Below are 22,926 nucleotides of genomic sequence, written 5' to 3'. Positions count from 1 at the left end.
CGATGGGCGAATCACAAGAGATCAAACCTTCCGTCCGCAAGGTCGCCGCGCTGCTGGCGTCGGTCGACCGGGCGACGGCGGAACGCCTGCTCGCGAAGCTGCCCCCGGACAAGGCGCGCGAAGCGCTCGCCGCCGCGCGCAAGCTGGGCGAACTGTCGGAGCGCGAACGACGCGCGGCCATCGATGAATTCCGACGCGAGGCCGGCAAGTCGCAGGCGAAGCCCGCGCGCGAGAGCGCCGCTGTCGACGAATCGGCGATCGAGCTCTCCATCTCTCCGCAGGCTCGAAAACTCAGCGAGACGGCCGGCCCGCCTTCGCCCTTTCGCTTTCTCGAAGAGGCGACGGACGATGAGCTGACCTCCTGCCTGAAGGGCGAGAACCAGCAGATCGTCGCGGTCGCGCTGGCGAACCTGTCGCCAGCGCGGGGAGGTCGACTGCTGCAGCAGATGGACGATCCGGCTCGCGCTGCGGCGATGGAGCGATTCTCTGCGCTCGACGATTCGGATGCGGACCTCGCTCGCGAAGCGGAAGCGGAGATCGCGACGCACCTCCGCGACAAGCTCGCGGGCATGCGGAAGAAGACCAAGCGACTCGATCGATTACGCGAGATCCTGAACGCTGCCGGATTGCCGGAAGCGGGCGTGCTTCCCGGCGTGACGAAGTCCGAGCAGGCGCCCTCCCCGCTTCGCCGCGAAATCGGAACGGTCGGCGACGACGACGAAACGCCCGACGTGCTGCCCCTGCGACGACAGACGTCCGGCGCCGGTGAGCCTGCGCCCGGCGAGTTCGATTCGCTGCCGCCGGAGGAGCTTTCGCGTCAGTTCTCGCGATTATGGACGCTGCCGGCGAGTTCGCTCGCGCTGCTATGCGAACGGGCTTCGGCGAAGGGGCTGCTGACCGCGATGGCGGGCGCCGAACCCGAAGACGCCGAACGATTCCTGACGCTCTTCCCGAAGGGCGAGTCGAAGGCGTTCCGGGATCGCCTGTCGCAGGCTTTCCCGCTCTCCCTCGCCCAGATCGAACGGGCGCAGCAGGAACTTCTCGTTCTGGCCGGATCGCTCGCCGACGACGACCTGATCTAGCGTCGTTACGCTTCGCGTCGGAAATCGCTCTGGCTTTCGGAGCGAGGCAGGCTGTATTCACCGCGACGAACGATTCCCGTTCCTCGCTGCGCCGCCGCATCCGAAGCTGTCCATGAGCCGAATTCTCAAGCGCGACGCCGGGGGCACGATCCCCGCCGGTCATTCGCCGCAGTCGTTCCAACTGGAAGATATCCAGGGTCGGACCGAGGCGTACCTTGCCGAAGTTCACGCCAAGGCCAGGACCATCCTGGAAGAAGCCCGCCAGAAGGTCCGCCAGGAAGCGTCAGTCGAGCTCGACCGACTGCGCAAGGAAGCGATCCAGACCGGCAACGCGCAGGCGGTCGAAACGCTTAAGAAAGATCGGCAGGTACGCGTCGATTCCGAAGTCGCGGCCGTCCGGCCGATTCTCGAGTCGGCAGCCAACGAGCTCGTCTCGATGCGCGCGTCCTGGATCGCTCACTGGCAGGATCGTCTGGCCGACCTCGCCGCCGCGATGGCGGAGCGGATCGTGCGCCGCGAACTGTCGCAGCAGCCGGAGATCGCCCTCGCCTGGATTCGCGAGTCGCTCGAGCTCGCCTCGGGCTGCGACGACGTCGTGGTCTCGCTCAATCCGCAGGATTTCGAACGACTGGGGGATGACGTCCGCCGGATCGCGAAGGAAATCGGCGCGCTCGGCTCCTCCCGGATCGTCCCCGATCCGCATGTCGGCGTCGGCGGTTGCCGCGTCCGGACCCGCTACGGAGAGATCGACAACACGATCGAAACGCAGATCCGACGATTGAAAGAAGAAGTCGCCGAAGGCTGACAGGTCCTTCGTCCCTGTAGGGCAGGCGCCCCGCCTGCCATGCAGCGTGTACCAGGTTTCTCGGCAGGCGGGGCGCCTGCCCTACAAGACTCTGCCGCCAGCATTTTCTGACCCTGAAACCTATGCCTGCCTTCGAGTTTCCTGAAGTCGAAGAGTACCGCGATCGCTGGAGCAAGGTCGTCACCAGCGGCCTGGTCGGAAGCGTCGCGCGGACCGACGGCAACGCGATCGCCGTCGGAGGCCTTCGCGCGCCGATCGGCGCCACGGTCGAGATCGACCGCGGCACGACGCAGCCGCTCGTCGGCGAGGTGATCGGGTTCCAGCAGGAAACGACGCTGGTCTATCCGTTTCAGTCGCTGGAAGGAATCCGCCACGGCAATCGGGTCCGGATGACGCGGACTTCCTCGACGCTCTCCGTCGGCGACGGTCTGCTGGGGCGCGTCGTGAACGCGCATGGTCGCCCGATCGACGCGCTCCCCCGGCCCTGGCTTCCGCATCGGGCCCCGCTCGATCGCGAACCGCCCGATCCGCTCTCGCGAAAACGCGTGACGCAGTCCCTGTCGCTCGGCGTGCGTGCGCTCGATGGCGTGCTGACTTGCGGACGCGGACAACGCATCGGCGTCTTCGCCGGTTCGGGCGTGGGCAAGAGCTCGATGCTCGGCATGATCGCCCGTTATTCGACGGCCGACGTCAACGTGATCGGTCTGATCGGCGAACGGGGTCGCGAGGTGAACGACTTCCTGGAGAAGGAACTCGGTCCCGAAGGGCTCGCCCGCTCTGTGGTGGTCGTGGCGACAGGCGACGAGTCGGCGCTGATGCGGACCAAGGCGGCCAAGACCACGACCGCCATCGCCGAAAGCTTTCGCGACCGGGGGCAGAACGTCCTGCTGATGATGGACTCGCTCACGCGATTCGCCTTCGCGCAGCGGGAAATCGGCCTGGCGGCGGGAGAGCCTCCCGCCAGTCGCGGTTATCCGCCCAGCGTCTTCTCGACCTTGCCGCGACTGGTCGAGCGCACCGGCAACTCCGACCGGGGGAGCATCACCGCGATTTACACGGTGCTCGTCGAGGGCGACGACCTGCAGGAGCCGATCAGCGACACGGTCCGCGGTCTGCTCGACGGGCACGTCGTGCTGACTCGCAAGCTGGCGAACTCCGGCCACTATCCCGCGGTCGACGTGCTGCAGAGCGTCAGCCGACTGATGCCCGAACTGGCGGACGAAACGCATCGTCTGGCCGCTGTCACGCTTCGGCGGATGCTCGCCGCGCTGCAAGAGGCGGAGGACCTGATCGCGGTCGGCGCCTACCAGCGCGGGACGCAGCCGCTGCTCGACGCGGCGATCGCCCTTCGCCCGGAGTGGACGCAGTATCTCCGGCAGGATCTGCTCGAGCGGTCCGATCTGACGACCGCGCGTCAGCGATTGATCGAACTGGCGGGCAAGATCGCCTCGGCGACCGGTCGAAAGTGAACACGTCCTGAAGGAAAGATCGGCGGCCGACGACGATGAAGAAGTTCCAGTTTCGCCTCGATAGCCTGCTGTCCTACCGGCGCACGCTCCGCGATCGCCTGATGGCGGAGTGGAATCGGGCCGTCCAGGCGGAGCAGATCCTGCAGGCCCGGCTGGCCGAACTGGAACAGGAACTGGTCGAACGTCGCGAAGCGAGCCTCGCCGCGAGTACGCCCGGGATCGTGCAGCCGGACAAGCTGCTCGCCCTCCAGCGGCGGATCGCACAGGTCAAGATCGAAGCGTTCGGCGTCCGCGGCAACCTCGAGAAGATTCAGGTCGAGACTGCGAAGCGTCTGCAAAAGTATCGCGAGGCGGAAACCGCGGTCAGGGCGCTCGAAAAACTGGAAGAACGCAAACGTGACGAATGGCGACGCGAGACGATCGCCGAGGAAGATCGTCAGGCGGAAGAGACCTGGCGGGCGCGGCAGGCATTCAAGGACTTCGCCGAAGGCTGACGCCCGGCGTCACGCGGCCTGGCTTCGGGCTTAGAGGAGGACCACCATGAAAAGCCTGCTGCGGCTGCTTCACGACGCGATCGTCTACTTCTGCACCGCGACGGTGGTGGCGACCGTCGTGCTGGTCGCGATGCTGATCCTGCGCGGGCGGATCGATCAGGAGACGGCGCTCAAGACGTGGGCGCTGCTTCAGGGGGTGGACCTTCCGCAGATGGAGTTCGACGCGGCCCAGACCGAGGTCGAAGAGGATGCCCAGCCGTCGTACCAGGAGGCGCTGGCGCTGCGGGCGCAGGAGAGCCGCGATCTCGATCTGCGCGAGATGGTGGTCGATAAGGCGCTCCGCGATCTGAAGTCGCTGGAGCAGCAGCTTCGGACCCAGCGGGAGCGGTACGACGTGCTCAAGCAGTCGTTCGATTCCGAACTGGCGAAGCTCGAGCAGACGGCTCAGGACTCATCATTGAGCGAACTCCAGGCGACGTTGGAAGCGATTAAGCCGGCGCTGGCGCGTGAGCAGATCGTGCGGATTCTGGACGACGATCTGACGGGGCAAGCTGGGGAAGGGATGCGGGATGTCGTGACGATGCTGAAGGCGATGCCCCTCGACAAACGAAAGAAGATTCTGGAAGAGTTCAAGTCCGAAGAAGATGCGGCGACGCTCCACGACATTCTTCGCGCCCTGCGTGAAGGGGAGCCGCTGACATCGCTGATTCGCGAGACCCGCGAGTCGCTACGAGGAACGTAATGAACGGCGTCTCATCGACCGGCTTTTCCAATGGGGCGAGCCGGTCGGAATCGACCAAGTTCATCTCTCAGTCCGAAAACGACGTCGCCGCGGCCTTCGCGGAACTGCTGAAGTACGAAGGCATCGCGCCGCCAGACGGACCTGCACCGCCGCCTGCTGCGGACGTGCAACGGTCCAGGTCCGAAGCGTCGAATTCGACTTCTTCCGACTCGCGAGCCTCGTCAGACGCCGCGACCCCCGTGCCGAACGCTGCTTCGACGGAGCGGGCGGAAGACGAATCCGAACGCGACGAAGACGAGGAAGCCAGCGTCGTCGGCGTCGCTCAGGCCGTTCCGACGCAGCAGACTCAGGCTCCCGCCGAAGCCGCATCTTCCGGCGCCGCATCCGCCGAAGAAGCCGAGTTGGAAGCGCTCCTGGCGGACGCACGCAGCGTTCAGCAGGAACTGGAAGCGGGCGGATCCACGCAACCGAACGAACCGTCCACGGGCGGATCTGCCGAGAATTCGGGCGGGACGACCGCGTTCGCGGAGGAACTGATCGCTGCGGCTGAAGCGAACGGTTCGGAGAAGGAAGCCGTCGCAGGCGATCCGTCTTCGGAGGCCTCGCCGCGAACGACCGTGCCCGCGGAAACGGAGATCCTCGATCCGCTTCGCCGCGCCGGAACGCTCGACGACGGATCCGACTCGGAAGAGGGCTTCGCCCTTGAAAAGGGAATGAACGAAGGCGGAGTCGACGAAGCCGCTCTCGCCGAACTCGTCGCGAAGGCCGCGGCGACGGCGGACGGCGCCGACGACGGCAAGTCCGACGACCGCGGAGCCAGACCCAAGTCCGATCGCGGCGATAAGGCCGACGCTGCCGCCGGCGTCGAAGCCGCGTCGCAGTCCGCCCAGGCCGACGCTTCCGCAGCCGTCGTCGCTTCGGCCGTGCTCGTCGAGAACGCGACTTCGACGAACAAGGCGGATACGCCCGCGATCGATGCCGCGGGAGCGACCTCCCCCATCGGCGCCGCGGGAATTCGCGAAGCGACCGGATCGCTGCACCGTTCGATCGAGCGTCCCGCCGAAACCGATCGCCGACCGATGGCCGGCGCCGATCTCAGCCGATTCTTCGATCGGGTCGAACGGGCGTTCAAGACGGCCGAGCAAGGAGACGGGGCGATCCGGATGCGTTTGCATCCGTCGGAACTCGGTTCCATGCAACTCACGCTCGAACAGAGCGAGACCGGCGAGTGGAGCGCCCGCATCGAGACCGAAACCCTCGAGGCGAAGCAGGCCCTGCTCGAACATGCCGGCGCTCTGAAGGAGCGACTCGCGGATCAGGACTTCCGACTGGGCCGGTTCGACGTCGAGACGCCGGATGATCGCAGGCAGCAAGACGCCCGCGACTTTCCGGAGAATCCGCAAAGTTTCTCCAGAGGTCGCGATCGGCGGGACGATGAGAAGGGGGGAGACGAACGCGCGGGCGAGTCTGCGCCGCCGACGGCGACGCCCGGCGATCGATCCCGCCGACTCGACGTGATCATCTAGCCGATCTCGCGGATCGGCGAGCAGGTCGTATCCGCTGGAGATCGAAACAGCATGTCCACGGTCAACGGCGCCAGCTCGACGACAGGCTCGCAGTCGACAGCTCAGAAGACGTCGAACGCGTTCAAGGACGTCGACCTTGACGCTTTCCTGCAGCTCATGATCACGGAGCTGTCCAACCAGGATCCGCTGAACCCGACCGACAACTCGCAGTTCCTGCAGCAGATCACGCAGATGCGCGAGATCTCCGCGACGGACACGCTGACCGGCACGCTCGACGCCGTGCTGACAGGTCAGAACCTCGCCACCGCGAGCGGCCTGATCGGCAAGAAGATCGACGCGCTCGCCGACGACGCCACGAACTTCACGGGCACCGTGGACAAGGTCGTCGTCGAGAAGGACGAAGACACCGGCAACCGGACGATCCGCATCTACGTCGGCGCGAAGTCGACGCAGCTCGAGAACGTCCGTCAGATCCTGCCGCAATAAGGCCCGCTGCGGAAGAGCCGCTTCGAAGGGCCTGCTTCGGCCTCGCTAACTCTGCCCGCGCGCTAATCGGGCTGTCGACGTTCGGAACTGCGACGTCGCTGACGAGAACGCCCTCTGTGCCACGGCTGTCTTGTCCAGCCGTGCGATCTTCGGGACGCCGAAACGGGACTCCGCGCGAGCGCGACCGAACGTCGCTGCCTCACTGCGAACGGTTCCCGCTTCCTGCACGGCTGAACAAGCCAGCCGTGACACGCGGACCGAGCTCGCTGCGGTCATCGATTCGATTCGCGACGCCGCTTCGCCCGCAAGGTTTGACTGACCGAAAGAATCGGACCGGTTTCGCTGTACCGGTCGGGCCGGTCGAACCGAAGAAATCGGAGACGGCCCTTCTTCCGCGCAGATCGCGGCAGAAGCTCGCGGGATTCGTTCAGGGGCAGGGAGGATCGCATGGGACTCGCTTCGGCGCTATCGACGTCGCTCACGGGCATGATCGCGGCGGAAACCACGATCGACGTGGTCGGCAATAACCTGGCCAATGCCCAGACGGTCGGCTTCAAGGCCTCGGAGGCGGTCTTCGCCACGCAGTTCCTTCAGACCAAGAGTCTCGGCTCGCAGCCTACGGCCACGAACGGCGGTACGAACCCGCGTCAGATCGGACTCGGGGTGCAGGTCTCCGAGATCGCGCCCGACTTCACGCAAGGCACGATCGAGATCAGCTCGCGTCCGTCCGACCTGGCGATCTCCGGCGACGGCTTCTTCATCGTGCAGTCGTCGTCGGGCGAGAACCTCTATACGCGTAACGGTCTGTTCAAGCTCAACTCGCAGAACGAGCTCGTCGCTTCGACCGGCGAACGGGTGCTCGGATACGGCGTCGACGACCAGTACCAGATCCAGCGGACGACGCTGTCGCCCGTGACGATTCCGCTGGGCGGCGCCGCAGTCGCGCAGGCGACGCAGAACGTCTACATGGAAGGGACGCTGACTCCCTCCGGCGCCGTGGCCGACACGGCGCAGGTCATCGAAAGCGCGACGCTCGGCAACGCCGCGACGCCGCGGCCCGATACCTCCGCCACCGATCTGACGGTCTCGGCGATTCCGCCGGTCAGCGGCGTCGGATCGGCCCAGACGGAAGGCGCCGGCACGCATCCGGAGAACGTCACCTATCGCTACCGTCTGGCGTACGTCGACGCCGCCGGTAACGAGACGCTCTCCAGCGACAACATCACGGTCAACGTGCCGATCAGCAACGGTCTGGCGGACAACGTCGTCGCGCTGGTCAACCTGCCGAGCGACTCGAATTACGCCTCGGTCAACGTCTACCGCACGTCGGCGAACGGCAACGACTTCTACCTGCTCGACAACACCGCGATGGGCGGAACGTTCGTCGACGACAACTCGGTCCCGCTGACGACGACGCCGCTGGACAACACGTCGCTGAACGGCAACTACACCTACCTCGTCACCTACTATCGCAACGGCGAAGAGGAGACCCGCCCCTCAACGGCGATCGGGCCGATCAACGTCGTCAACGGACGCCCTCGTCTGACGGACATTCCGTCGCCGCCGATTCCGGGCCCCGGCGACACGTTTCCGCCGTACGATTCGATCCGGATCTATCGCAACCTGGCGACGGATTCCAATGACTACTACCTGGTCGGCGAGGTCGCCCCGGGAGAAGACTTCGTCGATACCAGGACCGACGCCGAGATCTCCGATCTGGCGCTCTCGGGCAACAAGCAGATCGATCTCGACGGGCCGAAGATCTCGCCCAACACGCTGCTCACGAACGTGCTGCGTCGCGACGGGCTCGACTTCGATCCGATGTTCGAACTCGGCACGCTCACCTTCGGAGCGCGCAAAGGCGATCGCGCCCTCGATCGCAAGGACTTCGAGATCACGGCCGCCAGCACCGTGCAGGACCTGATCGACTTCTTCGAGGATGCGACAGGCCTGCAGGACACGCTGGACGATCCGTCTCATCCGCTGATCAGTTCCCAGAACGGGATCGTCGGCGAAGCGGGGTCGCTTCCCCCAGGCACGTCCCTGGTGAACGGCAAGATCCGCTTCACTTCGAACGTCGGCGTCGACAACCGGATCGATATCGGACTTTCCGCGTTTCAGTTGACGACCGCGACGGGCGAGCTGGAGACGCCCAACCTCGCGTTCGGCAAGATTCAGGAAGCGAAGGGCCAGAGCGCGGTCACGGACTTCATCGCGTACGACTCGCTCGGCATTCCGGTCCGCGTCCGCGTGACCGCGACGCTGGAAGGTCGCTCCGGCACGGCGACGACGTATCGCTGGTACGCCGATTCGCCCGACAACGATCCGACCTCGGGCAGCGATATCTCCGTCGGCACCGGGCTGATCACGTTCGACGGCGAAGGAAACTTCGTCTCGACGACGAACGACGTCGTCACGATCGACCGTCGCAACGTTCCGTCGGCGTCGCCGCTGGAGTTCCAACTCGATTTCAGTTCGATGACCGGCCTCGCGGCGGAACGTCCGTCGCTGTCGGCGTCGCGTCAGGACGGTTCGCCTCCGGGTACCCTGTCGAGTTACATCATCGGCGAAGACGGCATCGTTCGCGGCGTCTTCTCGTCAGGCGTCACGCGGGACCTCGGGCAGATTCAGCTCGCCCGGTTCGCCAATCCGTCCGGGCTGGAGCAGCGCGGCCAGAACATGTTCGCCGCGGGCGTGAACTCCGGTCTTCCCGTTCGCGGCGAGCCGGGAACCGAGGGCATCGGCAAGATCGTCGCCGGCGCCACGGAACTCTCCAACACCGACGTCGGCAAGAACCTGATCGACCTGGTGCTGGCATCGACCCAGTACCGCGGAAACGCCCGCGTCATCACGACGGCCCAACAGCTCTTCGACGAACTGCTGAACCTCCGCCGATAAGCGGAGGACTCGTCCTTTCACGCTTTCACCCGAAGCCCGGCGTTCGCCTCGAACGCCGGGCTTTTTTCGTGGACGTGCGAAGCGCCGAGGCGTTTCTGCCGGAAAAACCGGCCCGACGTCGCGACGGGAAGCGTCGTTCGGGGGACGAAGTCCGAATTTGCGGGCGATCGTTTTGCGAGGCGCCGCCTGCGTGCTAGGTCTTCTTAGACGCTAGTTCTCGCAGTTCGTTTCCTCCGCACGCCGATCGATCGCCGATGTCCGCGCCGGTTGCTGAAGCCCCAGTCGCTCCCAAAAGCCGCAGTCCCATCGGCGGGCTGCTGATCGCCGGGTTTTTCATCATCGCGGTCATCGGAGCGGAATGCGCGATGGCCTTCCTGCTGATTCCGTCGGCGGACGACATCCGTCTGGAAGCCCAGGAGAAAATCGCCGAGGCCTCGTCCAAGGCGAAGGATCATTCGCTGGTGCATGAACTTGCGGCCGTCACGCCCGGCGCCGCGATCACCGAGGTCGATCTCGACAACTTCACCATCAACATGGCGAATCCCGCGACGAATTCGACCGTCCGGGTGGACTTCCACCTGTACGCCACGATCGGCGAAGAACACGTGCATGAGTTCCAGGAGACCTTCGCCCGGCGCAAGCATCGCATTCGCGACCTGGTGATCACCGAAATCCGCCAGAGCAAGGCGACCGACCTCCGCGATCCTGAGCTGGGGTTGATCAAAAGGCGCATTTTGGAGAAAACCAATGAAGCGCTGGGTCACCCCCTGCTGCGCTCGATCGTGTTCAGCGACTTCCGCTTCATGGAGCGCTAAGCTTTTTCGCCGGTAGGCGACTGGGTTACGCTTCCGCCCTCTTCGGAAGCGACGGACGAAGGAACGGATTCCGATGTCCCAAGGCGAAGAGCCGGTCTCGCAAGACGAGATCGACTCGCTACTGAATCAAACCCGTCGAAAGTCGGACCCAAGTTCCGGAGACGGCGCCTCCTCCGCAGGCGGAGCCTCTGCGTCGATGTCCGGGGCTTCGTCGGCTGCCGATCCCGGCGCCGTCTCTCAGGACGAGATCGAAGCGCTCCTGGCAGCCGCTTCGAAACCCCCCTCCGCGACCAAAGTGGCCGCTGCTGCGGCGCCGAAGTCGAGGCGATCCGACCCAGCCGTCGGCAACGACGTCGAACTGCTTCTTCGCAAGGCGGAGGAAGCGATCGCCTCGATCAGCGACCCGGTCGAGCGAGAAATCGGCGCGAGGAATTTCACCTTCCAGGAATTCAAAGGCGCTCCGGCGTCAACCGAACGGACCACGATCGAGCTGCTCCGCGACGTCGAACTCGATCTTCGGATCGAACTCGGGCGCACGACGCTGTCGCTCGAGGACGTACTGCAACTGCAGAAGGGCGCCGTCGTTCCGCTCGACAAGCTGGCCGGCGACCCGGTCGACGTGTTCGTGAACGGTCGCCTGATCGCGCAGGGCGAAGTGCTGGTGCTGAACGACAACTTCTGCGTCCGGATCGCCGATCTGATCTCGCCGGACGACCTCGCCTGAAAAAGACCCCTGACGTGACGGCGGAGCCGTCGCGACTTGCCCAGCGACCGCCGAGCGGTCCATCGAAGCGCTTGCGACCGCCGGGCGGTCGATGCCGAAACCGACCGCGAAAGGATTCGCGACATGATTCAGAATTCGGCAGCCGCGCGGAACGTTCGCCTCGCGGGATGCGCGACGATCGCGTTGACGTTCGCGATCTCGGTCGCGATCGTTCGCGGCCAGGACGATTCAGGACCGTGGATGCCGCCGGAAGGCTCGGTCGCAGGTCCTTCATCGGACGCTTATCGGGAAGTTCCCCGGCCCGATGCAGGCGCCTATCCGTCGCCGGGAGGCGACTTGGGCGGCGCTCCGCCGCGGCAACTGGCGCCCGTCTATCGGGGACCCGAGGCGGGAGCCTCGTATTCGCAACCGGCGCCGGCTGCCCTGCCCTCGTTTCCTGAGCGATCGTCGACCGGACGAGCGCCCGAACCGAACTTTCCGCGCACGGCGTCCGCGCCGACGCCGAGCGGTCCGTCGATTCAGTTTCCCCCGACGCGCCGTCCCGCCCCGCTTCCCCCGGCCGAGCGATCCGCCCCCACACGCGGCTTCGACCAGGAATTCGACCGCGGCTTCGTCGCTCCGGTCGGCTTCGACAAGGAAGCGGCGCCTGAAACCGCAGGCGACGCGTCGGCTCCCGGCGACGGCGCGGAAGCGAAACGGCTCCTGCCGCCGAAGCCCGGTCCGGGCGAAGCGCTCAAGAGCTCGACGGGTCAGTTTCCCTACGCTGCCACCTTCGGAAGCCTGGCTGCCGTGCTGGGCGCTTTCTTCATCTTCGTCTGGTTTCAAAAGCGGGGCGCGAAGCGCGGCTCGGGAGCCCTTCCCCCGGAAGTCGTCGAGCCGCTCGGCACCGTTCCGTTCGTTTCCCGGCAGGCGCTGCACGTCGTCCGCTTCGGCAGCAAGATTCTGCTGATCAACGTGACGACCGGCGGCAGCGAGACGCTCGCCGAGATCGACGATCCTCGCGAAGCGGAGCGCATCCTCGCGCTCTGCCGGCGGCATCGTCCCGATCCGCTGGGACGGACGTTCCGCGAGATCCTCGGTACGCCCCGTCCTGCCGCGTCCGCGCCGGCCGATCGTTCGCGAGGAGCCGCTCATGCGTAAGATCGTCACTCGCTCGGTCGCCTGGTTCGTCGCGTTCTTTGTCGGCGCCCTACTGCTCGCCGCGGCTCCGCAGGAGGCGTTCGCTCAAACTTCGTCGGCGCCCGGATCGATTCCACTCGAACCGTCGTACGGCGGCGTAGAACCGGTCCGACTGGAAGAGGTTCTGACGCAGGACAGTCCGTCGTACCTGGCCGAGGTCGAACCTCCATCCGAGGCGCCGAACGGCGATCTCGAGTTCATCATGGGAGGTCCGGAACGCTGGACCAGCCAGGAAGGTCTTTCGTCATCGCTGCAGATCGTCCTGCTGCTGACGGTGCTGAGCCTCGCGCCCGCCGTCTTCCTGATGACGACTTCGTTCGTGCGGATCGTGATCGTGCTGGGCATGCTTCGGCAGGCGATCGGAACGAACCAACTGCCTCCCAGCCAGGTCGTCACGGCGCTCGCGATCTTCATGACCGTGCTGCTGATGATGCCGGTCTGGACCGACGTCTATCAGGAGTCGGTCAAGCCCTACACGCAGAAGGAGATTTCCCTCGACGAGGCCTGGACTCGCGGGACAGGTCCGATCCGCCGGTTCATGAGCCGTCAGATCGAAGCTGCCGGCAACGGTCAGGACATCTGGCTGTTCTACGAGTACCTGCCCGAGGACACGCCTGAGCCGGAGACGTTCGACGACGTGCCGCTGCACGTGCTGGTCCCGGCCTTCATGCTCAGCGAACTGAAGATCTCGTTCCTGATCGGGTTCCAGATTTATCTCCCCTTCCTGATCCTGGATATGGTCGTGGCGTCCGTGACGCTCTCGATGGGCATGATGATGCTCCCGCCGAGCATGATGTCGCTGCCGCTGAAGATCATGCTGTTCGTGCTCGTCGACGGGTGGAACCTGGTGGTCGGAATGCTCTTGCACAGCTTCGCCCCGTATTCGTAGAAAGGCGAAGCTCCCGCAACGCCGGGAGCGGCAATCGCGTTCCGCCGGACGGAACGCCTGCCCTACGAAAGCTCTGCCCGAGGCTGGCATGGGTCCGTCGGAAGTCGTCGATATCGGTCGCGAAGCCCTGTTTCAGAGCCTCACCGTGGCGTTGCCGGTGCTGCTCGCCGGCGTCGTGGTCGGCCTGTTCGTGAGCTTCGTGCAGGCGCTGACGCAGATCAACGATCAGACGGTCACGTTCGTGCCCAAGATGGTCGCCATGCTCGGCGTGCTGGCGTTCACCATGCCCTGGCTGCTGCAAAGCCTGATGGAGTACACGCGGGGGCTCTTCGAGAACATCCCGCATACCGTGCTGGGAGGATAGCAGCCTGTTGATCTGCTCAACGGGCTGCGTTCGCCGCACGGATGCGGCGTCAAAACAGCGGGTTTTCCGCTGTTTTGCGAGGCGTGAGAAACTTGTTTCGAACCTGCCGAGCGTGATTTTCGCCACGACGGCGAAAATCGACGAGTTACCAGCATGGACGACCTCGGCCTCGACCGGGCGACCACGACGCTCCTGCCGACGTTCATCTGCGTCTTGACGCGGCTGAGCGGGATCTTCATGACGGCTCCCTTCTTCTCGAGCCAGAGCATCCCGCGCCAGGTCCGTGTCTTCCTTTGCATCGCGTTCGCCGCCCTCACGTCGGGCTTCGTGCAGTACGCCTCGCCGACGGAATTCACGTCGCTGGTCGAATTCATCCCTGCGCTGGCGAAGGAACTCTTCGTCGGCACCGCCGTCGGCGTCGTCTTCGCCGCGACCCTCAGCGGGATGAAGCTCGCGGGTCAGACGCTCAATCAGATCTCCGGCATCCAGCAGACCGACGTCGCCGACGCCGAAGACGACGACATGACCAGCGTCTACGGCAAGTTCCTGCAACTCTTCGCCCTGTCGACGCTGCTCGTCATCGGAGGCCATCGCTGGATCCTCCGCGCGGTTCTCGATTCGTTCGAGCGGCTGCCGCCCGGCGGAGCGAAGCTCGAGTGGAGCTGGGTGGAACTCGTCTCCGTCGCGGCGGGCGAAAGCCTGAGCCTGGGCTTTCGCATCGCGGCGCCCACCGGCGCGGCGCTCTTCATCGCCACGCTGGTCTTGGGGCTCGTCAGCCGGACCGTGCAGCAACTCAACATCCCTTCGCTGGGATTGAACGTGAACGCGATGATTCTCCTGGGAGCGCTGGGGCTGTCGCTCGGCACCGGCGCGCTGACCTTCTCCGAAGAGGTCGAGCGAATGTTCGTCTACGTGCAGCACACAGCGCTCGGGCAAGAACCATCCGAGGGCTCGACGTTGTTTCAGGGCGAACGATAGCTCTTGTAGGGCAGGCGCCCCGCCTGCCACGAACTTGATCGACGGGTCGAAGGCAGGCTGTGTGCCATGCCCACATCGCCGAAGGCAGGGTGGGCATGTAAAGGGCCGGGCGAACCTAACATGCCTGACCTACGAACCGACTGACGAAAGATCGCTTAGCGGTCGAAGGATATGGCGGACGAGGACGACGGCGACAAGCAGTTCGACGCCACCGAGCAGCGGAGACGCAAGGCTCGGGAGGACGGCCAGGTCGCGCGCAGCCAGGACCTCGGCTCGGCGCTCTCCCTCTTCGGAGCGCTCGCCGCGTTTTATTTCTTCTCCGGCGGACTCTTCGCCTTCCTCTCCGACTATGGGCGCGAAAAGTGGGGCGGGCACGCCTGGACGTCAGTCGATCCCGACGGCTTCGCGGAAGAGATGCTCGCCCTCGGGGCGCGGTCCGCGCTGGCCGTACTGCCCCTGCTGCTGGCGCTGGCGGCGGTCGGCGTCGCGGTGAACGTCTCTCAGACCGGACTCGTGTTCCTGCCGTCGCAGGTCCGGTTCGATCTTTCCCGGCTCGATCCGCTGAAGCGCCTGCAGGATCTGTTCACCGTCCGCAACGTGATGCGGATCGTCTTCGGCATGCTGAAGTTCGGCTTCGTCGGCACGGTCGGCGCCGCCAGCCTCTGGAGTTCCCGCGGCGCGCTCGTCACGCTGTCGAACCTGACGCTGCCGCAGGCCGTGATGTTCGTCGCCGAGACGGCGCTCTGGACCTGCGTGCCGATCGCGGGCGCGCTCCTGCTGCTGGGACTGTTCGACTACGGGTTTCAGTGGTGGACGCTCGAGCAGAAGCTCAAGATGTCCTTCCAGGAACTCAAGGACGAGATGAAGGAGCAGGAGGGAGATCCGCAGGTCAAGGCGTCGCGGAAGGCCATGCAGCGCCAGATGTCCGCCGGCAAGATTCGCGAGGCCATCCCGCGGGCGGACTTCGTCGTCACGAACCCGACCGAACTGGCGATCGCGCTCCGCTACGACCGGGAGACGATGCCGGCCCCCGTGGTGATCGCCAAGGGGAAGGGCTTCATGGCGGCGAAGATTCGTAAGCTGGCGATGGAGAACGGCGTTCCCATTATCGAGAACAAGCCCCTCGCGCAGGCGCTCTTCAAGGACGTCCCGGTCGATCGCCCGATCCCCGAGGAACGCTACGCGGCGGTCGCGGAAATCCTGAAGTACGTCTACCAGCTCAAGGGGAAGAAGGTCGCGTAAGCGACGGGAGCCGGCAGGATCCCGGAAAGAGTTCCGAGCGGAGGGCGTGAGCCCTCCGAGTCCGGATCTCTGGACGAGCGCAAAAGCTCGGGGGGCTCTCGCCCCCCGCTCAGATCGCTTTGCAGTCTCGCGCAGGACGCTTACGTCTGCGGGCTCGGGTGGCCGCTTCGTTCGTCCAGCTCAGGAAAGCGATCCCGGTAGAAGAGCCGCTCGATCAGGCTCGCCCGGCGAAGGTTGGGCTGATCGGTCCCGATCTGGTGGCGCTTGCCCCGGCGGGTCTCGACCACGATCGATCGATCGTCCGGAACCTCGGCCACGACCCAGTACTTGTCGATGCAGTACGAGTACGCCTCGCCGCTCTGGGCAGGCTTCAGCGCGATCGCGCGGTCGCTCGGGTGGACCCCGTGCTTGGTCTTGCGAAAGACGACCAGGTCGCCCTTTTTGAATTTTGCGTTCACAGCATGCATTCCGACCGTCCCTTTTCGGAAGGCGAAGACAGGAAAACAGACGGACCCGTCCCGGCGGGGCTGTCAATTCCCCTCAGCGATCGCCGCAAGCAAGCGACGAACGCGCCAGTCACAAGTAATCAACACTCTTCCCGGAACGGAAGTTCCGACAGGGATGCGAGTAAATTCTAGGCCGTGCGCGCTGCGAAGCAATGTCGGTTACGCGCCAGAACTCTCCCGTAACGAAATAATTCACCGAACGTTAACCGAACAGGGCGATTCCGAGCAGGAAAGCCATCCAAACCACGTAGACGATCGCGATCAGGACCAGCAGTCCCATTCGTCTACGGGGCGGACGCAACTTCACCCCAGCGGGTTCGTCGGCGGAGGGCTTCGGAGAGGAAGCGGTAGGCATGCCGGCGGCGGTCTTGAGCGCGAGCGGTTTCTAGGGTCCCAGGCGAGCGGAGGGCGTCAGCCCTCCGTGTCTTAGCCGTGCGTCACGTGGCCGCCATCGACGTAAAGTGCGCCTACGACGACTTGATCCGAAAACGCTGGACGAACGCCTCTTCGAAGTCGTACACGTCGTCGAAGTGCTCGCGCCGATCGGACTCCGATTTCCGCATTCGGTTCACCTCGATCAGGTTGTAGACGATCTCGCCGAAGTCGCCCGTCTGGTAGATGCCCCAGTTGTTGAGGACGATCTTCGCCATCAGGCCGTACTGGTCGATCGCGTACCGGCGAATCCCCTCGCACAGTTCCTGCCCGGTCACGTGACGCTCCTCGCCCTCGTCGGAAGCGGCGTACTTCTCGACGCTGACGACGTTCGCGGGCTTCGTCGCGTACTGCAAAGCCTCATGCACGAACTGATACGCTTCGACCGGGTAACGCCGGTCGCGTCGCAACAGCGCGGCGAATTTGCGATCGATCAGATCCATAGTCCGGTGGGGGAGATCGTCGGGGGAACCGAGCGGATTCAGTCTTCGTTCGGAGCGTCCGCAGCGCGATCGTGCGGTATGCCAGAAGGAGAATCAGGCGGCACGTCCGGAGGTTGATCCGTCGCGGCGTCGGCGGCAGGTACAGACGGAGCGACGTTCGGCGAGCCCTTTCGCGGCGGACGCGGCGGACGATCTTTAGGGCCGTGAGCGTCGTTCGGGCGTCCCGCGCGGGGGCGTTCGCCGCTCGTCCGGTCGGACTGCGGTCGATCGCTCGCTGCGTCGTCGTCAGCGGGCGGCTCGGCGTTCTTCCGCGGACGCGAGACTGAGAGAATCTCGCTCACGTGGAGCAGCATCCGCCGCCGGTCGGTCGTTTCGATCAGCGCCTGTTCGGCGACGATTTCGTGTCCGATGACGCGCGCCACGCCGACCTGCTCGGTCGACACTTCGGAGCCGATCGGCGGGAGCGACTTCTTCAGTTCGACGTAGGTGTCGTATTCGTAGCGCAGGCAGCACTTCAGTCGACCGCAGCGACCCGAGATTTTCGTCGGATCGAGCGTCGCCTTCTGCAGCTTCGCCATCTTCATCGAGACGGGGGGCATCTCGTGTAGATGCGTGTTGCAGCAGAGCGGTTTGCCGCAGTCGCCGTACGTCCCGAGCAGCTTCGCCTCGTCCCGGACGCCGATCTGCCGCATCTCGATCCGCGTGCGAAACTCCCCCGCCAGCGCTTTGACCAGATTGCGGAAATCGACCCGATCGTCGGAGAGGTAGTAGATCACCAGGATCTCCCCTCCGAGGATCTGTTCGATGTCGACCAGCTTCATCGGCAGGTTCGACTCGGAAAGGATCTCCCGCACGCGATCGTAGCGGGCCGATTCTTCCAGTCGCAGCCGATCCCACTCCAGACGATCCTCGACCGTCGCCTCGCGGAGGATATGCCCCCGATGGGGGTTCCGCAGGTTATCGGCGGTGCGGTCGTCCGCTTCGCACAGCACCAGGCCCAGTTCGACGCCCCGCGGCGTCTGGGCGACGACTTCGCTGCCGCGCGCGACCCGGGCGGCCCCCTTCGCGGAGAAGAGGCCGATCTGACGCATCGAGCCGAATCGGACGACGTAGCGGGCCATGCAGTTCGGCGAACGCGGATCGGGCGGAACGACGCCAGGAACGGACGAGCGTCGTTCGAAAAGGAGCGAAGAGATTCAGTGTATCGAGCGAACCGCCGCGGCACGAGTCCGACAGGTAGCGTTCGCCCGGAGCTTCCCTCCGAGACGTTCCTTGGCGATGCCGCCTGCCGACATCGTGCGTCACTCCCAGATCAGGGGGCAAGGATCGTCGAAGGGCGCCAGCCGCTTGTACTCTCCGGTCAGCCAGCGTTCGGCGTCGTTCTTGTAGAGCCGGGAGAACAGATTCTCCGACGGACCGCCCGGGAGATTGGTCCGGGCTTCGTTCGTTCCGAGATCGGCGACGAAGTGGTACGACGGCGCAAAGGTCGATTCCCGATGCGTATTGCGCAGCACGTGTCCCTGGAAAACGGTCGCGAAACAGCCCGGCATGCCGTACCGGGGACTGCGTGTGCCCAGCAGTTGGGCGACCGAAAAACCGCCGAAGTAACGGTCGATGAACTGAAAATAGTTGATCTCGCCCCACGTCCGGTCAGGCTCCGCCGCCGCCCGCTCGGCTGCCGCGCGGATCAACTCTCCCTTGTCCCGGTCGCGCCACCAGGACGACTCGTGCTTGAGCAGCGTCCGATCGACGGCCGTCGCGACCATCTGCGAGAACGCGATGCGCGACGCCAGCGCCGTCATCCGGCGCCGACCGAGTCCCGATTCGTCGTCGCCGAAGATCTCGACCGCGACGTGACGATAGAAGTTCTGAAACAGCGCCGCCTCCCGGCTCTCGGGTGCGTACCGGCGATCCCAGGCTTCGAGTCGGGTCTTGAACTCGCTTGCGGGGAGAGCCTCCAGCAAGACGGGCAACAGATCCTCTGCCTGGACGCTGACCACGTCGTATTGCAGGTCCTGCATCGCGTCGAGATCGAAGGTCGCCTCGCGAGACAGGATCTGATCGAGCCGCCGCTTGCGATATTCCGGCAGGATCTGCGTGCAGAGCAGCCGGCCCGCTGGATCGTCGACCGCTTCGTTCGCCGAGGCGACGAATCCGCACTCGGGGTCGGTGACGCCGGGGTTCATCGAAGCGGGATCGATCCCTTTCCAGTGACGAGCAGGATCCCACGCGGGCGTGGGAAGCATGCCCGTGTCGCCTAGCGCTCGAATCGGAAAGCGACCGCAAGACTGCGCGCCGATGGACCCTTCGCGATCGGCGAACACGAAGGTGAGCGAAGGCTGCGGGCACTCGCGCACGACCGCCCGCGCGGCATCGACGGTCGTCGCTCTGGGAAGCTCCATCCAGGTCCCGATCGCCTGCCAGAACCCCGGCGCCTTGCCGGTCCAGGCCATCGAGAGATAGACGCCCGGTTCGTCCGGATCGGTTTCCAGGATCCCCTGGTCGTTCTCGTAGACGATCAGATCCTTCGGCTTGCCGTGCTTGATTTCGATCCGCTCTTCGCGCCGACGAAAGTCGTGCCACGCTTCTTCGCGGCGGTACTGCCAGCCGGTCTCTCCGCCCGGTCGACAGTCTTCCATGAAAAAGTCGACCGTATCGCCCTTCAGGTAGGTGACGCCCCAGGCGAGCCGCCGAGTTCTCGCGACCGAGAAGAGCGGGCACCCGGGCAGCGTGGCGCCGGCGACCCAGTCGTCGCCGCACTGCATCGACGCCTCGTACCAGATCGCGGGAAGTCGGTTCATCTCCAGGTGCGGATCGGACGCGAGGATCGGAAAGCCCGTCGTGCTCTTCTGCGGACCGACCGCCCAGGCGTTGCTTCCCGCGAGGCGCGGCAGATCCGTGATCAGGTCGAGCGCCTCGTCGGACAGCTTCCTCGCCATCCGGATCGTGCGGAGCGGCGCCAGGTCGACCCCGTCCAGCATCGGCGCGAAGAACTCGCGCAGGCGTTCGTCATCGACGCGATCCTCCTGAATGAGTTCCAGCAGCAGCCGTTCGCTCTCCATTTGCGAGACGGCCAGCCCGCCGAAGCTGAGAAGCTGACCGACGAGCAGCGCCGCGGCCTGATCCCACGGCGAAGGTCGATACCCAGTCGCCCAGACCGGCCAGGTGCGGCCGTTCGCCGCGAGACCTTTATTGACGCCGTCGCAGTACGCGTTCAGTTGCCGGGCGAGCGACGCGGGAAGTTTCTCGCACTCCTCCGCGATCCCTTCGGCGAGATTCCACCGCCGGAAGAAGCGATCGGTTTCGAGCAGTTCGTCGCTCGCGCCGATCTCCTCGGCGCCTCGCCCCGCGGCGACGCTGCGCGAAAAGAACATCTGCGTGCCGCGATCGATCGCGTGCATGTAGCCCAGTCCCCACCAGCCGGTCTCCCAGTCGGGAGCCCAGATGCGGGGAACGCCGTTCTCGTCGCGCTCGATCAGAAGAGCGTCGGGGCCATCCTTGACGCGGATCGACTGCATGAGGCTCTTCGCAAATCCTGATAGGGCGAACCGAGTCGATCGGGCGGCGAATCCTGCCGCACGAGCAGTCATTCTATTCGCGCGAAGTGAAACAGAAGGGGATGATCGACCTCCCCCGCCGCAAAAGCCGGGCGGGCCCGGACTGTTGACGAGGCTGGGGTCGATCTCTTCTACTTCGACAGTCGCGGTCGCCGGATGCACCGCTCGCCGGCCCTCTCGCGACGCTCTCTTCTCCCCGCCTGCGTCGCTCCCTCCGCTCGAGGATCCCGCCATGTCGCGTCGTGCGCTTCGACTTGCCGCCTCTCCTTTCGCCCTGCTGGCGCTGCTTGCTCTTGCGGCTCCCTGGGTCTCCGCCCAGGAGCGAGCTCCCGATCCGCAGGATGCCCGGCTCGCCCCGCTGAAGGATCTCGACGGTTACTTCCCGATGACCGTGCCGCCGACGAAGGAGGCCTGGGAAGCGAGGGCGGAGGAACTGCGCACGCAGATGAAGGTGGCGCTCGGCCTGCTTCCCGAGCCGACGCGTCATCCGCTCGATCCGAAGATCACGAAGACCGTCGACCGCGACGGCTACCAGGTCCAGGCCGTCGTGTTGGAGACCTTTCCCGGGCTCTACCTGACGGGCAGTCTTTACCTGCCCGACGAAACGGTCGCCGGAAAGAACGCCGCGGGCAAGCGTCCCGCCATCCTGTGCCCCCACGGTCACTGGTCGAACGGACGCTTCTACGACGCGGGCGAAGCAGGCGTCCGTCGCGAGATCGCGGCAGGCGCCGAACGGTTCGAGGAGGGGGGACGCTATCCGCTGCAGGCGCGCTGCGTGCAACTCGCCCGGATGGGCTGCGTTGTGTTCCTGTACGACATGCTGGGCTACGCCGATAACGACGCGCCGCTGTCGCAGGATCTGGTGCATGGCTTCAAGACGCAGCGGCCCGAGCTTTCCGGCCCCGAGAACTTCGGCTTCTTCAGCGCCCAGGCGGAAATGCGGGGCTGGTCGCCGATGGGACTGCAGACGTTCAATTCGCTCCGCGCGGTCGACTTCGTGCTGTCGCTTCCGACCGTCGACCCCGATCGCATCGGCGTCACAGGCGCCAGCGGCGGCGGCACGCAGACGATGATCCTTGCCGCCCTCGATCCGCGAGTCGACGCGGCCTTCCCCGCGGTGATGGTCTCGACCGCCATGCAGGGAGGCTGCACCTGCGAGAACGCGAGCTACCTCCGCATCGACACGGGCAACATCGAGTTCGCCGCCCTGACCGCGCCCCGGCCCCTCGGCATGTCGGGCGCCGACGACTGGACGAAGGAGATCGAGACCAAGGGCCTGCCTGAACTGCGACAGCTCTACGACCTGTACGGCGCGCCGAAGAACGTCCGCGGCAAGTACTTCCCCTTTCCGCACAACTACAACAACCTCTCGCGGATGTTCATGGAGGACTTCTTCAACGAGCACTTCGCGCTCGGCGCCCTCTCGCCCGTCATCGAAGACGACTACGTTCCGCTTTCGAAGTGGGATGCGACGGTCTGGACGCAGGAAGTTGGAAAGCCGGGCTCGGGAGCGGAATCCGAAGTTGCCCTATTGAAGGCCCTCGAAGAGGATCGTCTGGCCCAGGAGCTGACCCCGGAGATTCGTCAGCAGGGGTGGAACGTGCTGCTCGGGAAGAAGCTGCCCGAGGCGGATGACATCGAAATGGAGGCAGGCCAGCCGACGGTGGAGAAGGGAATCGGCGTCCTCTCCGGCGCGCTGGTGAAGAAGTCGCTGGGCGAGCGTCTGCCCGTTCAGGTACTCCTTCCGAAGTTGAACCCGACGGGTCTGGACACGTCCAGAGCGTTGATCTGGACCGACCCCCGCGGCATCGCGTCGCTGCGGACGGCAGAGGGCGCCTTCGATCCCGCCGTCGCCAGGGCGCTGGAAGAAGGTTGCACGATCTATGCGATCGATGTCCTGCATCAGGGCATCGAGCAGGCGCCGGTCGTGGCCAATCCGCGTGAGTTCGCGGGTTACACGCTCGGCTACAACTATCCGCTCGTCGTCGAACGGGCACACGACGTCGCGTGCCTCGCGCTGCTCGCCTCCGCTCAGTCAGGATCCGACGCCCGCATCGAACTGCATGCCGGCGAAGGCGCCTCCTGCTGGGCGCTGCCTGCGGCGTACCTCGTTCGCGACAAGCTCGCCAGCGTCTCGCTTCCCTCGAAGGAAGAACGCTTCGCGACTATCACCGAGATCCGCGACGTGAACTTCCTTCCCTTCGCGGTTCGCTACGGCGACCTCGAAGGCCTCGCGTCGCTCCTCGGCGAAGGGAGGGTGAGTTACCGCGAGTGAACGAGGCTCGCGAAAGCACG

Annotated in this window: 21 protein-coding genes; 16 read left to right on the top strand and 5 right to left on the bottom strand. The window is 65.3% G+C overall.

Going from position 1 to position 22,926, the window contains the following annotated elements; translation table 11 throughout:
* The first annotated feature begins 2 nt into the window (after positions 1–2).
* From SH602x_RS20580 to SH602x_RS20510, 15 genes are all read left to right on the top strand, one after another.
* Positions 3–1,082 carry a FliG C-terminal domain-containing protein gene (locus SH602x_RS20580; RefSeq protein ID WP_479474083.1) on the top strand — a complete coding sequence of 360 codons (1,080 nt, stop codon included), beginning with the start codon at positions 3–5 and terminating at the stop codon, positions 1,080–1,082.
* Positions 1,083–1,194: 112 nt separating this feature from the next.
* Complete coding sequence (locus tag SH602x_RS20575; protein ID WP_479471226.1) at positions 1,195–1,887, top strand: FliH/SctL family protein; 693 nt, start codon at positions 1,195–1,197, stop codon at positions 1,885–1,887.
* Between the two features lie 122 nt (positions 1,888–2,009).
* Positions 2,010–3,356 (top strand): FliI/YscN family ATPase, encoded by a 1,347-nt coding sequence (locus tag SH602x_RS20570; protein WP_479474082.1) that lies wholly within the window; start codon positions 2,010–2,012, stop codon positions 3,354–3,356.
* 35 nt (positions 3,357–3,391) lie between these two features.
* Positions 3,392–3,850 (top strand): flagellar export protein FliJ, encoded by a 459-nt coding sequence (locus SH602x_RS20565; RefSeq protein ID WP_479471228.1) that lies wholly within the window; start codon positions 3,392–3,394, stop codon positions 3,848–3,850.
* Positions 3,851–3,896: 46 nt separating this feature from the next.
* On the top strand, positions 3,897–4,592 hold the full coding sequence (locus SH602x_RS20560; RefSeq protein ID WP_479471229.1) for a hypothetical protein: 696 nt from the start codon (positions 3,897–3,899) through the stop codon (positions 4,590–4,592).
* Positions 4,592–6,118 carry a flagellar hook-length control protein FliK gene (locus SH602x_RS20555; RefSeq protein WP_479474081.1) on the top strand — a complete coding sequence of 509 codons (1,527 nt, stop codon included), beginning with the start codon at positions 4,592–4,594 and terminating at the stop codon, positions 6,116–6,118. The genes SH602x_RS20560 and SH602x_RS20555 overlap by 1 nt, the downstream gene beginning before the upstream one ends.
* Before the next feature lie 51 nt (positions 6,119–6,169).
* Entirely contained in the window at positions 6,170–6,604 is a 435-nt protein-coding gene (locus tag SH602x_RS20550) for a flagellar hook assembly protein FlgD (protein WP_479474080.1), read from the top strand.
* A 447-nt stretch (positions 6,605–7,051) separates the two neighbouring features.
* Entirely contained in the window at positions 7,052–9,502 is a 2,451-nt protein-coding gene (locus SH602x_RS20545) for a flagellar hook-basal body complex protein (RefSeq protein ID WP_479474079.1), read from the top strand.
* Positions 9,503–9,756: 254 nt separating this feature from the next.
* Entirely contained in the window at positions 9,757–10,317 is a 561-nt protein-coding gene (locus SH602x_RS20540; RefSeq protein WP_479474078.1) for a flagellar basal body-associated FliL family protein, read from the top strand.
* Between the two features lie 196 nt (positions 10,318–10,513).
* The gene (gene fliN / locus SH602x_RS20535) at positions 10,514–11,041 is read left to right on the top strand and encodes a flagellar motor switch protein FliN (RefSeq protein WP_479474077.1); all 528 of its coding nucleotides are present in this window, start codon (positions 10,514–10,516) and stop codon (positions 11,039–11,041) included.
* A gap of 123 nt (positions 11,042–11,164) precedes the next feature.
* Entirely contained in the window at positions 11,165–12,181 is a 1,017-nt protein-coding gene (locus SH602x_RS20530; RefSeq protein WP_479474076.1) for a FliO/MopB family protein, read from the top strand.
* Positions 12,174–13,109, top strand: a complete 936-nt coding sequence (gene fliP / locus SH602x_RS20525; protein ID WP_479471236.1) for a flagellar type III secretion system pore protein FliP — start codon at positions 12,174–12,176, stop codon at positions 13,107–13,109. Before SH602x_RS20530 ends, fliP begins: the two co-directional genes overlap by 8 nt.
* Positions 13,110–13,197: 88 nt before the next feature.
* The gene (gene fliQ / locus SH602x_RS20520) at positions 13,198–13,473 is read left to right on the top strand and encodes a flagellar biosynthesis protein FliQ (RefSeq protein WP_479471237.1); all 276 of its coding nucleotides are present in this window, start codon (positions 13,198–13,200) and stop codon (positions 13,471–13,473) included.
* 153 nt (positions 13,474–13,626) lie between these two features.
* Positions 13,627–14,451, top strand: coding sequence for a flagellar biosynthetic protein FliR (locus tag SH602x_RS20515; RefSeq protein WP_479474075.1), 825 nt, complete (start codon positions 13,627–13,629; stop codon positions 14,449–14,451).
* Between the two features lie 171 nt (positions 14,452–14,622).
* Positions 14,623–15,693 carry an EscU/YscU/HrcU family type III secretion system export apparatus switch protein gene (locus SH602x_RS20510; RefSeq protein WP_479474074.1) on the top strand — a complete coding sequence of 357 codons (1,071 nt, stop codon included), beginning with the start codon at positions 14,623–14,625 and terminating at the stop codon, positions 15,691–15,693.
* Positions 15,694–15,833: 140 nt separating this feature from the next.
* On the opposite strand, the gene SH602x_RS20505 is transcribed toward SH602x_RS20510, so the two are convergent.
* From SH602x_RS20505 to SH602x_RS20485, 5 genes are all read right to left on the bottom strand, one after another.
* Positions 15,834–16,151, bottom strand: coding sequence for a hypothetical protein (locus SH602x_RS20505; RefSeq protein ID WP_479471240.1), 318 nt, complete (start codon positions 16,149–16,151; stop codon positions 15,834–15,836).
* Between the two features lie 250 nt (positions 16,152–16,401).
* Complete coding sequence (locus tag SH602x_RS20500; RefSeq protein WP_479474073.1) at positions 16,402–16,554, bottom strand: hypothetical protein; 153 nt, start codon at positions 16,552–16,554, stop codon at positions 16,402–16,404.
* Positions 16,555–16,666: 112 nt separating this feature from the next.
* Positions 16,667–17,074 carry a Minf_1886 family protein gene (locus SH602x_RS20495; RefSeq protein ID WP_479474072.1) on the bottom strand — a complete coding sequence of 136 codons (408 nt, stop codon included), beginning with the start codon at positions 17,072–17,074 and terminating at the stop codon, positions 16,667–16,669.
* Between the two features lie 38 nt (positions 17,075–17,112).
* On the bottom strand, positions 17,113–18,195 hold the full coding sequence (locus tag SH602x_RS20490; RefSeq protein ID WP_479474071.1) for a PSP1 domain-containing protein: 1,083 nt from the start codon (positions 18,193–18,195) through the stop codon (positions 17,113–17,115).
* A 180-nt stretch (positions 18,196–18,375) separates the two neighbouring features.
* Positions 18,376–20,592 carry a penicillin acylase family protein gene (locus tag SH602x_RS20485; RefSeq protein WP_479474070.1) on the bottom strand — a complete coding sequence of 739 codons (2,217 nt, stop codon included), beginning with the start codon at positions 20,590–20,592 and terminating at the stop codon, positions 18,376–18,378.
* Between the two features lie 271 nt (positions 20,593–20,863).
* Between SH602x_RS20485 and SH602x_RS20480 the strand changes: the two genes are divergently transcribed.
* On the top strand, positions 20,864–22,906 hold the full coding sequence (locus SH602x_RS20480) for an acetylxylan esterase (protein WP_479474069.1): 2,043 nt from the start codon (positions 20,864–20,866) through the stop codon (positions 22,904–22,906).
* Positions 22,907–22,926 lie beyond the last annotated feature (20 nt).

Source organism: Lignipirellula cremea (assembly GCF_056501455.1).
Note: the sequence above shows the minus strand (reverse complement) of the source record. Positions and strands in the feature narration are given on the sequence as shown.

Bases quoted from the DNA above. Each gene is read 5' to 3' on its own strand.
- SH602x_RS20580 (WP_479474083.1), top strand. From the start codon at position 3: ATGGGCGAATCACAAGAGATCAAACCTTCCGTCCGCAAGGTCGCCGCG.
- SH602x_RS20575 (WP_479471226.1), top strand. From the start codon at position 1,195: ATGAGCCGAATTCTCAAGCGCGACGCCGGGGGCACGATCCCCGCCGGT.
- SH602x_RS20570 (WP_479474082.1), top strand. From the start codon at position 2,010: ATGCCTGCCTTCGAGTTTCCTGAAGTCGAAGAGTACCGCGATCGCTGG.
- SH602x_RS20565 (WP_479471228.1), top strand. From the start codon at position 3,392: ATGAAGAAGTTCCAGTTTCGCCTCGATAGCCTGCTGTCCTACCGGCGC.
- SH602x_RS20560 (WP_479471229.1), top strand. From the start codon at position 3,897: ATGAAAAGCCTGCTGCGGCTGCTTCACGACGCGATCGTCTACTTCTGC.
- SH602x_RS20555 (WP_479474081.1), top strand. From the start codon at position 4,592: ATGAACGGCGTCTCATCGACCGGCTTTTCCAATGGGGCGAGCCGGTCG.
- SH602x_RS20550 (WP_479474080.1), top strand. From the start codon at position 6,170: ATGTCCACGGTCAACGGCGCCAGCTCGACGACAGGCTCGCAGTCGACA.
- SH602x_RS20545 (WP_479474079.1), top strand. From the start codon at position 7,052: ATGGGACTCGCTTCGGCGCTATCGACGTCGCTCACGGGCATGATCGCG.
- SH602x_RS20540 (WP_479474078.1), top strand. From the start codon at position 9,757: ATGTCCGCGCCGGTTGCTGAAGCCCCAGTCGCTCCCAAAAGCCGCAGT.
- fliN (WP_479474077.1), top strand. From the start codon at position 10,514: ATGTCCGGGGCTTCGTCGGCTGCCGATCCCGGCGCCGTCTCTCAGGAC.
- SH602x_RS20530 (WP_479474076.1), top strand. From the start codon at position 11,165: ATGATTCAGAATTCGGCAGCCGCGCGGAACGTTCGCCTCGCGGGATGC.
- fliP (WP_479471236.1), top strand. From the start codon at position 12,174: ATGCGTAAGATCGTCACTCGCTCGGTCGCCTGGTTCGTCGCGTTCTTT.
- fliQ (WP_479471237.1), top strand. From the start codon at position 13,198: ATGGGTCCGTCGGAAGTCGTCGATATCGGTCGCGAAGCCCTGTTTCAG.
- SH602x_RS20515 (WP_479474075.1), top strand. From the start codon at position 13,627: ATGGACGACCTCGGCCTCGACCGGGCGACCACGACGCTCCTGCCGACG.
- SH602x_RS20510 (WP_479474074.1), top strand. From the start codon at position 14,623: ATGGCGGACGAGGACGACGGCGACAAGCAGTTCGACGCCACCGAGCAG.
- SH602x_RS20500 (WP_479474073.1), bottom strand. From the start codon at position 16,554: ATGCCTACCGCTTCCTCTCCGAAGCCCTCCGCCGACGAACCCGCTGGG.
- SH602x_RS20495 (WP_479474072.1), bottom strand. From the start codon at position 17,074: ATGGATCTGATCGATCGCAAATTCGCCGCGCTGTTGCGACGCGACCGG.
- SH602x_RS20490 (WP_479474071.1), bottom strand. From the start codon at position 18,195: ATGGCCCGCTACGTCGTCCGATTCGGCTCGATGCGTCAGATCGGCCTC.
- SH602x_RS20485 (WP_479474070.1), bottom strand. From the start codon at position 20,592: ATGCAGTCGATCCGCGTCAAGGATGGCCCCGACGCTCTTCTGATCGAG.
- SH602x_RS20480 (WP_479474069.1), top strand. From the start codon at position 20,864: ATGTCGCGTCGTGCGCTTCGACTTGCCGCCTCTCCTTTCGCCCTGCTG.